This is a genomic window from Pantoea sp. CS_6 (assembly GCF_041954745.1).
Lineage (GTDB): Bacteria > Pseudomonadota > Gammaproteobacteria > Enterobacterales > Enterobacteriaceae > Pantoea > Pantoea stewartii.
The window spans coordinates 120,888-134,787 of the sequence record NZ_JAVAYG010000010.1 but is presented as its reverse complement, the minus strand read 5'-3'; the positions used below and the strand labels follow the sequence as shown (position 1 = coordinate 134,787).

At 52.3% G+C, this 13,900-nt stretch carries 13 protein-coding genes; 6 read left to right on the top strand and 7 right to left on the bottom strand.

What is annotated here, in order from left to right:
* Position 1 precedes the first annotated feature (1 nt).
* The 3 genes from RAC90_RS15960 to RAC90_RS15950 all read left to right on the top strand — a co-directional run bounded on the left by RAC90_RS15960 (position 2) and on the right by RAC90_RS15950 (position 2,417).
* Positions 2–823, top strand: coding sequence for a hypothetical protein (locus RAC90_RS15960; RefSeq protein ID WP_375124541.1), 822 nt, complete (start codon positions 2–4; stop codon positions 821–823).
* A 132-nt stretch (positions 824–955) separates the two neighbouring features.
* On the top strand, positions 956–1,636 hold the full coding sequence (locus tag RAC90_RS15955) for an SDR family oxidoreductase (RefSeq protein ID WP_033738243.1): 681 nt from the start codon (positions 956–958) through the stop codon (positions 1,634–1,636).
* Between the two features lie 124 nt (positions 1,637–1,760).
* The gene (locus RAC90_RS15950) at positions 1,761–2,417 is read left to right on the top strand and encodes an epoxyqueuosine reductase QueH (protein WP_006121081.1); all 657 of its coding nucleotides are present in this window, start codon (positions 1,761–1,763) and stop codon (positions 2,415–2,417) included.
* A 9-nt stretch (positions 2,418–2,426) separates the two neighbouring features.
* Here the strand turns inward: RAC90_RS15950 and RAC90_RS15945 are convergent, their stop codons facing one another.
* The 3 genes from RAC90_RS15945 to proP all read right to left on the bottom strand — a co-directional run bounded on the left by RAC90_RS15945 (position 2,427) and on the right by proP (position 5,801).
* The gene (locus RAC90_RS15945; protein ID WP_054632927.1) at positions 2,427–2,903 is read right to left on the bottom strand and encodes a helix-turn-helix domain-containing protein; all 477 of its coding nucleotides are present in this window, start codon (positions 2,901–2,903) and stop codon (positions 2,427–2,429) included.
* A gap of 286 nt (positions 2,904–3,189) precedes the next feature.
* Entirely contained in the window at positions 3,190–4,167 is a 978-nt protein-coding gene (gene hemB, locus RAC90_RS15940) for a porphobilinogen synthase (RefSeq protein ID WP_006121079.1), read from the bottom strand.
* Between the two features lie 128 nt (positions 4,168–4,295).
* A complete protein-coding gene (gene proP / locus RAC90_RS15935) occupies positions 4,296–5,801 on the bottom strand; it encodes a glycine betaine/L-proline transporter ProP (RefSeq protein WP_006121078.1) in 1,506 nt (501 codons plus the stop codon).
* A gap of 439 nt (positions 5,802–6,240) precedes the next feature.
* Between proP and RAC90_RS15930 the strand changes: the two genes are divergently transcribed.
* Entirely contained in the window at positions 6,241–6,609 is a 369-nt protein-coding gene (locus tag RAC90_RS15930) for a hypothetical protein (RefSeq protein ID WP_226376310.1), read from the top strand.
* 53 nt (positions 6,610–6,662) lie between these two features.
* Here RAC90_RS15930 and RAC90_RS15925 read toward each other — a convergent pair whose 3' ends face one another.
* Both RAC90_RS15925 and uxuA read right to left on the bottom strand, forming a co-directional pair.
* The gene (locus tag RAC90_RS15925) at positions 6,663–8,243 is read right to left on the bottom strand and encodes an EAL domain-containing protein (RefSeq protein ID WP_054632928.1); all 1,581 of its coding nucleotides are present in this window, start codon (positions 8,241–8,243) and stop codon (positions 6,663–6,665) included.
* A 397-nt stretch (positions 8,244–8,640) separates the two neighbouring features.
* Positions 8,641–9,825 (bottom strand): mannonate dehydratase, encoded by a 1,185-nt coding sequence (gene uxuA, locus RAC90_RS15920; protein WP_375124540.1) that lies wholly within the window; start codon positions 9,823–9,825, stop codon positions 8,641–8,643.
* Positions 9,826–9,972: 147 nt separating this feature from the next.
* On the opposite strand from uxuA, the gene RAC90_RS15915 reads away from it, so the two are divergent.
* Entirely contained in the window at positions 9,973–10,656 is a 684-nt protein-coding gene (locus RAC90_RS15915; RefSeq protein ID WP_039342744.1) for a FadR/GntR family transcriptional regulator, read from the top strand.
* Here RAC90_RS15915 and RAC90_RS15910 read toward each other — a convergent pair.
* A complete protein-coding gene (locus RAC90_RS15910) occupies positions 10,645–11,700 on the bottom strand; it encodes an AI-2E family transporter (protein WP_006121073.1) in 1,056 nt (351 codons plus the stop codon). The two genes, RAC90_RS15915 and RAC90_RS15910, sit on opposite strands and share 12 nt — an antisense overlap.
* Before the next feature lie 228 nt (positions 11,701–11,928).
* Positions 11,929–13,308: a nucleobase:cation symporter-2 family protein gene (locus RAC90_RS15905; RefSeq protein WP_283788584.1), complete on the bottom strand. Its 1,380-nt coding sequence runs from the start codon at positions 13,306–13,308 to the stop codon at positions 11,929–11,931.
* A 112-nt stretch (positions 13,309–13,420) separates the two neighbouring features.
* Between RAC90_RS15905 and RAC90_RS15900 the strand changes: the two genes are divergently transcribed.
* Positions 13,421–13,639 carry a hypothetical protein gene (locus RAC90_RS15900; RefSeq protein ID WP_152998347.1) on the top strand — a complete coding sequence of 73 codons (219 nt, stop codon included), beginning with the start codon at positions 13,421–13,423 and terminating at the stop codon, positions 13,637–13,639.
* Positions 13,640–13,900: the final 261 nt, after the last annotated feature.

Below are 13,900 nucleotides of genomic sequence, written 5' to 3'. Positions count from 1 at the left end.
GGTGGGTACCGCGATTTTTATGGTATTGATGGTAAGTGGTTACTGGTACACCAGTCGGGATCTTTCCAGCCGTTTCAAAATGCGCCGTACCTCAGGCTGGGATGTCTATTTTCTGGTGGCGTTATACGGTTGTATATTCGTGCTTCAGGGGGTTTTTGCCACCGCATTTATTTGGTTTGTCTTATTTATTATTTCCTCCGTTTCCAACGCGCTTTATATTTTCCCCGGCGATCATCTTCAGCTGCAAATGAAGTTTATGAACTGGAGCTTTTTAGGTATTCAGGCACCGGTAGTCATTATGCTGACCTTCGCCATTCTGTTTTGCCTTTATCGCTCGAACTGGGCGGGTAGCGCACGGCTGAATGTCTCTGGCCGAAAAGACCTCTATCAAAAACTCTCCCATTCTAACGGCGTCGAGCAGATGCTTTTCCAGTGCATGGAGGAGGGGGAACTGGCATGGATCACGCTAAAATCGCGACGCATCTACATAGGCATGGTGCATGCGGCAACTTTTGAATATGAAAGCACCGCCAATATCGTGCTCATTCCGATGTTGAGCGGTTATCGCGACAGCCATACATTAAAGCTGGCGGTCGAACATAATTACAGTAGCTGGTACGCCGAGCACGGCATCACGCTGGATTCAGAACCCAAAAATGCCATGGCGTTTCGCAAAGTGATCATGCTGGACCAGATCGAGAGCTTCTCATTGTTCGATCCCGCCAGCGCGACAGCCCTGGCAATGGGAGAAGATCATCCGCAGAGTGTGGAAAAGAGCCGGGATGGCAACAAATCTTCGCCGCCTGATCAGCAGATTGAGTAACCCAAGCAGGGCGTATCAGGACACACAGCAGGGTCGGAGCGGCGGTATCCGCACAAAACAGCCTGTATAATGCAGTGCATGCGCTAACCCGCCTCTACTCTGCTTACTGACTTCATCAACGAGGACAATCCTATGGCTCATCAGGGGAAAATCTTAGTTATCGGCGCGTCGCGCGGCATTGGACTTGCCGTGGTTAACGCGTTTGTAGCCCATCACTGGCAGGTGACGGCCACTTACCGTAGTGCTATTCCGCCACAAGGCGAGCACCCTGAGGTTGACTGGCATCAAGTGGATATAACGGATACCGACGCGGTTAAACACGTTGCGGTCCAGCTGAGTGGAGAGCCTTATGACGCCATTTTGATTAATGCAGGCGTTTACGGGCCAGCGCATCAAAAGTTGGCCGAGACGGATGACAGCGAACTGATGCAGCTGTTCCTGACCAATGCCGTCGCGCCGGTACGTTGCGCTGAGATTTTGCTGCCGTTGCTGAATCAGCAAAAGGGCGTGATTGCGTTAACGTCTTCGCAGCTTGCCAGCCTGAATGAGAACCGCAGCGCGGACGCTCCTCTGTATTCGGCCAGTAAAGCGGCGCTCAATATGTTGACCCGTTCCCTTGCCAGAGGGGTAGAAGCGCAGAATGGCACGCTGTTAACGCTGCATCCCGGCTGGGTGAAAACGGATATGGGCGGCGATAAGGCCCCCCTTACGGCTGAAAAAAGCGCGGAAGGGATCTTCACGCAGTTGACGATGTTTCAGGGGCGCGGTGGTCACCACTATGTGGACTACGCGGGAAAAACGCTGCAATGGTAATGGCGTAAAGGAATTCGCCCTCAGGCCTTCACGACAGGCAGGGGCGATCCGATACACTGAAGTTTTGCAACAGACCAGTCCCGGCATTACACTGCCTTTTTTATTTCATTGATTGAAGGTGCTTATGTCTCAGCCCTATCAGCGTCAACCGCTACCGTTGCCCGGTGGACACAAAAAAGTGCTTCTGCACTCCTGCTGTGCGCCCTGTTCAGGGGAAGTCATGGAAGCCATGCTGGCCTCCGGCATTGAATACACGATCTATTTCTATAACCCGAATATTCATCCGCTTAAAGAGTACGAACTGCGTAAAGAGGAGAATATCCGCTTTGCTGAAAAGTTTAATGTGCCTTTTGTCGATGCAGATTACGATCGTGATGACTGGTTTAAACGGGCCAAAGGCATGGAATGGGAGCCTGAGCGTGGTGAGCGATGCACCATGTGCTTCGATATGCGTTTTGAGCGTACGGCGCTCTATGCGCATGAAAATGGTTTTCCTGTTATCACCAGTTGTCTGGGGATTTCCCGATGGAAGAACATGCAGCAGATTAATGACTGCGGTGTCCGTGCGGCGGCAAAATATCCCGATTTGACCTACTGGGAATTTAACTGGCGCAAAGGCGGCGGCTCGGCGCGTATGATCGAAATCAGTAAGCGCGAAAGCTTTTATCAGCAAGAGTACTGCGGATGTATTTACTCATTACGCGATACCAATCGTCATCGTGTTGCCAACGGGCGAGAGCGAATTCAGATTGGCGTGCAATATTATAAGCCGGACGAGTAACGCCTGTATTTAAAAAAAGCGGACTAAATCGTCGCTGCTCCGGGTGTCATTTATTCCGCTGTAAACCGGCTTTTTTGCCTTTTTCGGCGTCCGTATGCAGAGACTACAGGGATGCGCACCGGTGGACGTGGCGCTGTCCGTTCCCCCTTTCATTTGTCTTTTGCGGCAAACGCTGGGCGTACAGCCCATCATCTGTTTAAACGAGCGCGTAAAAGATTGTTGGCTTTCAAAATGGTATTTAACGGCCAAGTTGATAATAGGTGTACGGCTGTTTTTGAGATCGTTAATACAGGATATTAATTTCTTCTTGCGAATATAGCGTGCAAGCGTTTCATCGTTATAGCGGGAAAATAACTTCTGCAGATACCATTTTGAATAGCCCGCCTTTTCCGCAATATCATCAATGCTTAATCGCTGATCGAGATTTTCATTAATCCATTCAGTAACAGAAATAATTACGCTCTCATTGTATTTGTTCTCATTCATAACACCCCCTTAAATAATGAAGATGATTTTAAATTAACATATGTTTCTCAAAATAGGCGTTACGTAAAGATTCTCAAGGAAGTGCATGGTTATTTCCAGGGATGTGAAATAACATGATGAGCAATTATATTTATGCGTGATATGTATATTATTTGTTGCAAAGGTGGGAGGGGTGACTTTGTGGTAATATTACATCACGTTACCATGCCGCAAGTAAAATGTCACCCTGAGCAAAGTTAAAACAGACCTCTCTGCGACACGTTGTCGCATCGCAGAGAACGACTGCCTACAGCAGATTTTGCTCCGCCAGGTCGAGCGCAAAATAACTGAAGATCAGATCGGCACCCGCACGTTTAATGGCCCCCAGGCTCTCAAGCACCACGTTACGTTCATCAATCGCGCCGGCCTGCGCGGCAAATTTAATCATCGCATATTCACCGCTGACCTGATAAGCCGCCAGGGGAAGCTCAGTGCGTTCACGAATGTCGCGCAGGATGTCCAGATAGGCGCCAGCCGGTTTCACCATCAGCGAATCGGCACCTTCGGCGGCATCAATCAGTGATTCGCGAATGGCCTCGCGGCGATTCATGGGGTTCATCTGATACGTTTTGCGATCGCCTTTCAGCGCGGTTCCGGCGGCTTCACGGAACGGGCCGTAGAAGGATGACGCAAATTTGGTGGAATAAGACATAATCGCCGTTTGCGTAAAGCCCGCAGCATCCAGTGCCTGGCGGATAGCCTGCACCTGACCATCCATCGCGGCCGAGGGCGCGATAAAGTCAGCGCCTGCCGCTGCCGCGACAACGGCCTGCTTACCCAGGTTGATAAGGGTTGCGTCGTTATCCACGCCGTGATCGCACAGCACGCCGCAGTGGCCGTGGCTGGTGTATTCACAGAAGCAGGTATCCGACATCACAATCATTTCAGGCACGGTATCTTTGCAAATGCGCGACATCCGTGCGACCAGGCCGTTTTCATTCCAGGCATCGCTGCCGGTCGCGTCGGTATGATGAGAAATCCCAAAGGTCATCACGGAGCGGATGCCTGCCCTGGCGATACGTTCAATCTCGTGGGCCAGACGTTTTTCCGGGATACGCCTTACGCCTGGCATAGCCTGAATGTCTTTATAGTCATCAACGCCTTCCTCAACAAAAATGGGTAAAGCCAGGTCGTTGATACTGAGGGTGGACTCCTGAAACATTGCACGCATGGATGCGCTGGCGCGCAATCTTCTGGGACGTTGGGTAAGGGAAAAATCAGACATAGTTACTCACGTAGCTAATTCAAATAAGACGGACAGTCTACTCCGATTAAGAGCAGGCGATGAAGGTTTGTGTGCGGTGCGCTGAGAGAATAAAACGTCTCCCGCCACAAGGCGGGAGACGGGAGAGCTTACTCGTTAATGTCCGGGTGCTGCTGCACCAGATTTTTACGTTTCGCTTCGAGACGGGCAATTTCTGCGTCGATATCTTCGATTTTCTGTTCGATGTTATCGTGGTGTTCCTGAAGGATTTCGCGCGCCTCTTCTAAATCTGATGCGGCAGGCGTCGCCCCTTTCAGCGGCTTATTCGCGGTCTCTTTCATGTAAAGACCGGTAATCAGACCGACCACCGCCACGACCATCAGATAGTACGCGGGCATGTAGAGGTTGTTGGTCGCTTCGACCAGCCAGGCCGCGGCCGTTGGCGTCAGACCGGCAATCAATACCGAAATATTGAAGGCGCTGGCTAAGGCGCTATAACGAATATGCGTAGGGAACATTGCAGGCAGAGACGATGCCATCACACCCGTAAAGGCATTCAGGATTACCGCCAGTAGTAGCAGTCCGGCAAAAATCATTCCCAGCACGCCGCTGTTGATCATCATAAAGGCGGGAATAGCAAAAACCATCAACGCAATACTGCCCAGAATCACAAACGGACGGCGGCCAAAACGGTCGCTCAGCATGCCCATTACCGGCTGCACAAACAGCATCCCCATCATGATGGCGATGATGATCAGCACGCCATGATCTTCTGAGTAATGCAGGTTGTGTGACAGATAACTTGGCATGTAGGTGAGCAGCATGTAGTAGGTCACGTTGGTCGCAATGACCAGGCCGATACAGGCTAACAGGCTGCGCCAGTGTTTGGTGGCGATCTCTTTGAAAGAGACTTTCGGACCATCACGCAGGCCTTCGCGATCCCCCTGTTCCAGCTTATCAACGTGCTGCTGGAATGCTGGCGTTTCTTCCAGCGCATGACGCAGATATAAACCAATAATGCCCAACGGCAAGGCCAGGAAGAAAGGAAGACGCCAGCCCCACTCAAGGAAGTTCTCTTCGCCAATAATGGTCGAGATCAGGACGACAACGCCCGCACCCAGTACAAAACCGGCAATAGAACCGAAGTCGAGCCAGCTTCCCATAAAGCCACGTTTGCGGTCCGGTGAATACTCCGCCACGAAAATCGATGCGCCGGTATATTCCCCGCCCACGGAAAAGCCCTGCGCCATTTTGGCCAACAGCAGCAAAATCGGTGCCCAGATGCCGATGGAGGCGTAAGAGGGAATCAGACCAATACAGAACGTACTGACCGACATAATGACAATGGTAATGGACAGTATTTTCTGACGGCCATATTTATCACCCAGCATGCCGAAGAACAGGCCACCCAGAGGACGAATCAGAAAAGGAACAGAGAACGTTGCCAGGGCGGCAATCATTTGAATGCCCGGTGAGGCATCCGGAAAAAAGACTTTACCTAAGGCATAAGCCACAAAGCCATAAACACCAAAATCAAACCACTCCATGGCGTTACCCAACGACGCGGCGGTAATGGCTTTTCGTAAACGGGCATCATCAATGATGGTCACATCATCGATCCCAATCGGTTTTACACGCTTCCTACGCAATTTCATAGAATTACCCTGTAATGGAACATGAAAGTCCTCAACGGCGCGAACCGACCACAGCGTTCAGACCGCTGCGTTGAGGAAATTTAAGCATAGCCGTAAAACAGCATTATCTGTCGACGTATAAATACAACGAAAACTGCCGTGATTCATTTCATCGACCGCAGAGTATAACGTTTTTGTGTGATATTTGTCATGTTTGGCCTGAAAGTGACCAACTCTGCCTTGTGTTTACACCAGTCTTACTGGCTAAAAAAAGAAGCAGGCGAACGCGTTTGCCTGGTAACTATACGTGCCGATCGCAAATGAAAACGCGCTCTGACGCATTACAGGTTAAAATTACTTATGATTTTTCGTGTTGACCGTTGAGGCTTGCCTAATCAATTCCCTTCAGTAATACTCATCCCCCTTGATTTGGATAGAAATTGTCAAGGAGGATATCGCCATGAGCCAAAATCCCTGGGTGGCGCTCATCGATAGTGTGGAAAAAAAATTAATCTATCCTGCCACTCTGTTGTCCGCTGATCGGCAGCGCGGCGAGAGGACACAGATGGACTCTGCGCCGGGTTGGTTTCGCTGTCGGGGGAAACGCTGGATAAACCGACTGACGAAGCTGAGCGAAACGCTTATCACGTCGACGACAACGGGAAAGCAGTGCTCGGCATATGAAGAATGCCAGCAGTTACTCCAGCAGTCGGTGCCAACGCTACAGCGGCTAAGCCAGCGTACCCGTCGGCCCTGTGAAGGCCTGTCTGTCTGCCAGCAGGAAGAAACGGTAGCCGTCGCATTGCGCGCGGCACGTAAACGGCGCTAAATCCCTACAAAATCATTTCGTGCTGTTGTCATCCGATGGTGACCTGATGTGCTCTAGAGCGCTTCAGGAGGCACTGGCAAATGACCATATTTTTCCATCCATGCAATGAAGGCGCTGTTTTCCATAGGGCGGGCATAAAAATAGCCTTGCACGAAGGTCACGCCGTGCTGTTGCAGGTAGTGGAATTGCAGTGCAGTTTCAACACCTTCACCTAATACCTGTAGCTTAAGCTTGTGGCTCAGGCTGATAATGGCGTCCAGCACAGGCGTTTCGCCATCCAGTGATTCAATGGCATTAATAAAGCCCCGATCGATTTTGAGATAGTCCAGCGCGAAAGTTTGCAGATAACTGAGCGAGCAATGGCCGGTTCCGAAGTCATCAATCGCGACTTTCATCCCCGCCGCACGCAATCTTTCCAGTTTGTCCGCCACCACGTTACCTTCCTTAATCAGGCTTCGTTCGGTCAGCTCCAGAGTAAGGTTGAATTCCGTTACTGCCATCTTTTCCGCGAAGCTCAGCATCTCATCGACGAAGTCTGGATGCTGAAGATGGTCGGCGGCCACGTTAATTGCCAGATGAAAACCGGGATTCGTTTTCCACTGCCGCGCGTCTTCAACGATTAAATCCATTAAATGGCGGGTAACGGGAATGATCATTCCCTCGGCTTCCGCCGCGCTGATGAAGGTATCGGGACGTACGCTGTCACCATTGGGCAGCGTCCAGCGCAAAAGGGCTTCTGCGCCGGTGCAGCGTTTAAGCGCATAGCTGTAGGTGGGCTGATAGTGCACGCTGAACTGCCCGGAACGAATGGCGCGACGAATGTCATCTGCCCATGAAAATCGCCGGCGTAGCCATGATGCCGTGAGAATCATCAACAAAACGGAAAACACGGAAGCAAAAGGCATAATCAGGAGCAACAACTGTTTCAGTGCTTTTATGCGTTCTGTGCCCGGTGCCAGTAGCGTTACGCTGATGGGATAGCGCGATGACGTGGCGCGATAAAGTTGAGGAGAAGGCCCGGTATCCCCGGTAAAATCATGTTCACCTGACACAATTGACGCACCGTCACTGAAGCGCATCGTGATCTGATAATCGTGCGTGCTCCCTAACGCACTCATAAAATCGATGAGATATTGCCCTTCCACCATTACCCAGACGGCTCTGCCTGCGGTAAGGTTACGCACAAAGATGACGGCGGGCCGGTCGGGTACGCTGTAGGAGCCGCGCAGAGACAAACTCCACCCGTCTTTGCGCGCCACCGGCGGCGTTACGCCAATCATCGCCTTCAGGGTTGAGGGTTTATTACCGTAAGCCGAAGAGCAGGTGATCACGTCGTTTTCCAGCGTGCCCAGGCCACGAAAGTAGGGATAAAGCGTGCCGTTAAGCCGCAATGCATGCTCAATTTGCTCGCAGGGCTGCTCCTCGTACTGCCGAAGCCAGGCAATCATGCTCCAGGCGTTGTCGCTGATTTTTTCTGCCTGAGACAGTAAAGTCGCTGCCGTGTTGATCTGTTGCTCGCGCACAGTTTGACGCGCATCAATAGCACAAAAAAACAGTCCCAGAAGGAGTGGCAGGACGCCAGCAAAGACGATAAGTAGCCTGGTATGGGCCGGTTTTTCTTTAATCAGCGGCACCGTATAACCTCTGAATTGTAATCATGTTTTTGAGCGGTGCTAAGGGTTTATTCAGCATAGCACGCCAGTTCACACCACGGGTGAACGGTCGGATATCCTTTGCCTCCGATAATCGTCATTATCGGCCTCGTCCATAATTTATTGACAGAAAATTCATGCCCGGATTGGGTGAAAGACGGCATATGACAGAGTGTACTGATGAAAGTGAATACTCACATTTTCTGCAAAGTGTCCCTGTGGCCGGCAGGCAGGCCGTGTGCGCGGGGCAAAAGAATGTCCCCGCGCGGTGGGGAAAGCAAAAGGGCGTTGACGCCGCAGCCACGGACCACATGCGCCGGGTCAACGGAACACGATGGCTTCTGGTCTGGCATGTCCCCTCCAGCGGCACCGTGGTGGGCTAATCCTGGAAGTAGATTTGCTTCAGCGCGACTTCTACGCCACGCAGCTCGGCCAGCCCCTTGAGCCTGCCGATTGCTGAATAGCCCGGATTGGTGCGCTTGTGCAAATCGTCCAGCATCTGATGACCGTGATCGGGACGCATAGGAATAGCGCGTAGATTGCCTGCACGGCGACGGCGCTGCTCCTCAGCCAGAATGACTTTGATGACGCCAACTATATCAACGTCTCCCGCCAGATGAGCGGCTTCGTGGAAGCTGTTGGGGTTTGCTTCGCGTTTTGTGGCGCGTAAATGCACGAAGTTAATACGATCGGCAAAGGTTTCGGCCATCGTAACCAGTGGGTTATCGTCGCGAACGCCGTACGAACCTGTACAGAAGCAGAATCCGTTATGCAGGCTGTCGACAGTCTCTTTCAGCCACTGCATATCCTCCTGGGTGGAGACAATGCGCGGCAGGCCAAGAATAGGACGCGGCGGATCGTCGGGATGTACCGCCAGTTTGATGCCTACCTCTTCTGCCACTGGCACAATAGCCCGCAGGAAGGTGGCCATATGCTCGCGCAGTCTGGCTTTATCAATGCCATCATATTGGGCCAGCTGGGCCTGGAACTGTTCAAGCGTGTAGCCTTCTTCCGCACCGGGTAAACCCGCAATGATGTTGCGCACCAGCGTGGCTTTCTCTTCTTCGTTCATCGCGGCAAAACAGGCAGCAGCGGCCTGCTGCTCGGCGGGGCTGTATTCTTTTTCCGCACCGGGACGTTTTAACAGGTACAGTTCAAACGCAGCAAACGCATCGGCGTCAAACCGCAACGCTTTCGCCCCATCCGGCAAGGTCCAGGCCAGATCGGTACGCGTCCAGTCAAGCACCGGCATAAAGTTGTAGCACACGGTATCGATCCCGCAGGCGGCCAGATTACGAATCGACTGCTGATAGTTGGCGATATAGCGCGAATAATCGCCCCGTTGCGTTTTAATGGATTCGTGAACGGGAATGCTTTCAACAACAGACCAGGTGAGTCCTTTTTCCGCCAGTAGCGCCTGACGCGCTTTGATTTCGGCTACGGGCCACACGTCGCCGTTTGGGATGTGATGAAGTGCCGTAACAATACCGGTTGCACCTGCCTGGCGAGCATCGTCCAGTGAAACAGGATCGTTGGGGCCGTACCAGCGCCATGTATGTTCCATTATTACTCCTTGATGAACGGGTGGCCCAGTGGTCAGGCCGCTGGACCAAGAGTAAATTAGCGCGTAAATTAAGGCCGTGATCCGGATCGCAGCATAGTAAATACGTCCGGCTGGATTCTGCAAAGACGGCCATAACAGGAGAAGGTGATGGTGCTACCGGTACTGAAAACTGAACGACTTTATCGACAGATCGCCAATGCCATTATCGCGGGCATTCAGCGTGGGGATTTCGTACCCGGCGGTGCGTTGCCACCGGAGCGAGAGCTGGCAAAGCAGTTGGGTGTCAGTCGCTCGTCCGTGCGTGAAGCGCTGATTGCGCTTGAGATGACGGGCTACGTCACTATCCAGACCGGAACGGGCGTATTTGTCGCCCAAACCCTGCCTCAGCCCTCAGCGGTCAAAGACACCGAACATTTCAGCCTGCAGGATCTTTTACAGGCGCGCGAAGCCTATGAAAGTCTGCTGGCAGGAATGGCGGCGCGTAACGGCAGTGAGGCGCAACGTGAGCGGCTCATGGCGATGAGCATCAGTCTCCAGCAATTTAATGAAAACGATGCGGCGTTTATAGAACAGGATAAAGCCTTTCATCTTTTGATTAGCGAGATGAGCGGTAACGATCTGCTGCGGGAGATGATGGAAAACCTGTGGAACAAACGCGACAGCGCGCATTTTCGTCGGCTGGAACGCCATTATGCCGACAATACCTTTGCTGACGAAATGAACGCCGACCATCAGTGCATTGCAGAGGCCATTGTCGGGGGAGATGAGCAGGCTGCACAGGCTGCGATGAGAGCGCATCTGCAGCATGTGCAGCAGCGTTTACTTGGTTAGCAGCCGGGCAGGTTTAGGACGTCCGGTGCCCAGCATGATTGCCAGCCGGCTTCCGCCTGGCGTGGTTTCCATCAAAATTTTTGTAATGCTGGTCAGCGGTACGGAGAGCAGCATACCGACCGGGCCCAACAGCCAGCCCCAGAAGATCAAGGACAGAAAGACCACCAGTGTCGACAATCCCAGTCCGCGCCCCATGATGCGCGGCTCTAACATATTGCCAAACACCATATGAATGGCGGTAAACAGCGCCGCCACCATCGCCGCGTCAAACACACTGTTCAGCAACAGTGCCTGCAGGAAAGGGGGAATACCGGCGATAATCGGCCCGATATTGGGAATAAAATTCAGGATAAAGGCTACCACGCCCCACAGTAATGCAAATTTCACATCCAGCAGGTACAGCGTCAGCCAGACCGAGATACCGGTAATCAGGCTGATCAGCGTTTTTAATGCCAGGTAATGCGTCACGCCTTTAAGCGCTTTGTGTAAACCCGCAATACGAATTTTGGGGTTCACAAACGAGTTGCGCATTTTGTAAGGCAGGTGGTGCACTTCAAACAGCATAAAGACGACGGTAAGGATCAACAGGACAGTATTGGTCATTGCGCCGGAAAAACCACTCAGCGCCACGCTGGCCAGATTCATCAATGTGTTGGGATCGAAGCGCTGAACCAGCGCATCGGTAGAGACATTCAGATGAATGCTGGCCGCCAGATGCTGAACGACCAGCATTTTCTTTTCCATGATGGTGCGCAGTTGAGGATAGAGATCGTAAAACTCACTCATGGAGCTGGCCAGTACGGCCCCCAGCAGCAAAATCACAACAAAAATGACCGTGATCACCAGCGTAATCGCCATCCCGCGCCGCAGTCCGCGCCGCATCAGTATCGTGACTAAGGGATTCAACACAATGGCAAAAAACGCCGCCAGGAGTAACGGCACCAGAATATCGGAAGCGGCTCTTATCCCGGCAAGGATAATCACTAACATCGCCAGTTTGATTAAGATATTTTGTCCAATTCTTTCCTGCTGCAACCCGTTCATTCGTTCTCTCTACGCATAAATAACTGATTGAAGTGTAGTTGAAGGAAAAATCAGAAGCGGATTCGTTGAGGAAAAGGGTAAGCGAGGCGAGACGGTGACGGGAAACAGGACGCGAAAGGCTGTTAAGCGTCCTGATGCCGCGGCGGACAATGGCGACTGTCACGGCGATATGCTGTCAACAGCGATGCCGCCGCAATGAAACGACGCAGGCGGCCGCCTGCCGCCGCCTTACACTGAGGGCGCAGACTCCTCTTTCGTGGCGTCCTGTGGCACCGGCTCCTGCCCGCCGGGAATCAGAATATTCAGCACGATGGCAACAATCCCGCCGCTGGTGGCGGCTGAACCAAACAGGTTCGCAAACAGGGGCGGCAGATGGGAAAGGGCAGCAGGCACGGACTCAATCCCTAAGCCGAAGCTGAAGGCCAGGCCGACAATCAGCATCTCTCTGCGCGTCAGCGCGGTCTGGCTGAGAATACGAATGCCGGCCGTTACCACGCAGCCAAACATCACCATGGTCGCGCCACCCAGGACGGGCGTGGGAATCTGACGCAACGCTTCGCTAAACGGCGGAAACAGAGCCAGTAAAATCAGCATCACACCGATATAGCGGCCAACAAAACGGCTTGCCACACCGGTCATCTGTATGACGCCGTTGTTTTGCGCAAAGGTGGTATTTGGAAAGGCACTCAGCATGGCGGCAATCATACAACTCAGTCCGTCAGCCAGAATGCCGCCTTTCAGGCGCGCACTGAACGCTTTATCCGTAATCGACTTACCGGAGATCAGGTGGTTTGCGGTAAGATCGCCTACCGCCTCAATGATGCAGACCAGTGAAACCAGCACTACAGGCACAAAAAGGCTGCTGTTGAAGTGAAAGCCAAACGGAAACAGCGCGGGCAGGCGAAACAGGCTGTCCCCCAAACCATGCACCTGAAATTTGCCGCTCAGTGCCGCCGCGATGCAGCCGGTGAGAATGCCGACCACGATGGATGACAGACGCAGCCAGCGGTTCCCCGAACAGCTCAGCAGCACGATCACGCCAAGCGTCAACGCCCCCAGGGCGAGGTTGCTAAGGCTGGCAAAATCCTGTGCATTCTGACCGCCGCACCAGTTAATCACGCTGACCTTAATCAGGCTGATACCGATTAACGCAATCACGCTTCCCGTCACGACCGGCGTAAAGACCCGTTTTAAGGTATCAATAAAGCGGCTGACGATAACCGGAACCAGCGCGGCCACGGCGTTGACGCCAAACAGCATCGCCATAATGTCCTCAGGGCTGCCGCCCTGGGCTTTGACCCACAGGCCACCTGAAATGGCGACGCTGAGAAAAGCAAAGCTGGTGCCCTGCATGCATATCATGCCCGCGCCCACGCCCCACACGCGATTTGACTGCAGAAAGGTGCCGATGCCCGAAGCAAGGAGCGACATACTAATTAAATACGGAAGCCAGGCTTCCAGACCAAGCGCGGTGCCAATTAGCAAAGGCGGCGTGATAATCCCGACCAGACCTGCCAGTACATGCTGCGATGCGCTAAAAAAAGCCTGCACAGGCGGAATTCGCTGATCAAGGCCGTACAGTAAGCCACTGTTTTTTTCGTCAGACACGGTTATCTCATCTTAGTGCGGGGAAGTCACCAGATGTTGCATAAAGCAGGCCAGGTTTATCTGATAAACGTTCCTCTGCTATCAATGCCTTTAAAATCATAGGGATAATGTTGTGATAAAACGTGTTGCTCGCCCAGGGAAAGTGAAACACATGATTCCTGATGGGGCAGTGAAGAAATTATTGGTTCATGAAATGACGATTAACGCCCTTTTTTGCACTGCGTTAGTGCGTAGTGATGTTTTTTCACCAGACAACTGTCCTCATGGCCAGCAGCCATTTTTCTGGCCGACTCTCAGCAAAAAGAAATGTATATTTCATATTTTAAATTGATGAAACATATCCGGGCTGCTTAATGCCGTCAGGCCGAAAACCTTTCATCCCGCAAAGGTGTTAAACCGCCCTGAAGCGACAATGTCATGGGGACCCCGATTACACCGTCAGCGATGACGAGCCAGAATGGCCGCCGCGAAGGCGTCAATCCTTTATGAAAAGAGAAATGCGATCTGTGCCGCTAAAAAGTAATTTTCCAAAAATATCTATTTGAAAAATTTATTCCATTGTAATAGTTTTCCAGCATGCTTTTGGCTTTTC

Bases quoted from the DNA above. Each gene is read 5' to 3' on its own strand.
- hemB (WP_006121079.1), bottom strand. From the start codon at position 4,167: ATGTCTGATTTTTCCCTTACCCAACGTCCCAGAAGATTGCGCGCCAGC.
- uxuA (WP_375124540.1), bottom strand. From the start codon at position 9,825: ATGGAACATACATGGCGCTGGTACGGCCCCAACGATCCTGTTTCACTG.
- RAC90_RS15910 (WP_006121073.1), bottom strand. From the start codon at position 11,700: ATGAACGGGTTGCAGCAGGAAAGAATTGGACAAAATATCTTAATCAAA.
- RAC90_RS15945 (WP_054632927.1), bottom strand. From the start codon at position 2,903: ATGAATGAGAACAAATACAATGAGAGCGTAATTATTTCTGTTACTGAA.
- RAC90_RS15950 (WP_006121081.1), top strand. From the start codon at position 1,761: ATGTCTCAGCCCTATCAGCGTCAACCGCTACCGTTGCCCGGTGGACAC.
- RAC90_RS15955 (WP_033738243.1), top strand. From the start codon at position 956: ATGGCTCATCAGGGGAAAATCTTAGTTATCGGCGCGTCGCGCGGCATT.
- RAC90_RS15930 (WP_226376310.1), top strand. From the start codon at position 6,241: ATGAGCCAAAATCCCTGGGTGGCGCTCATCGATAGTGTGGAAAAAAAA.
- RAC90_RS15915 (WP_039342744.1), top strand. From the start codon at position 9,973: ATGGTGCTACCGGTACTGAAAACTGAACGACTTTATCGACAGATCGCC.
- proP (WP_006121078.1), bottom strand. From the start codon at position 5,801: ATGAAATTGCGTAGGAAGCGTGTAAAACCGATTGGGATCGATGATGTG.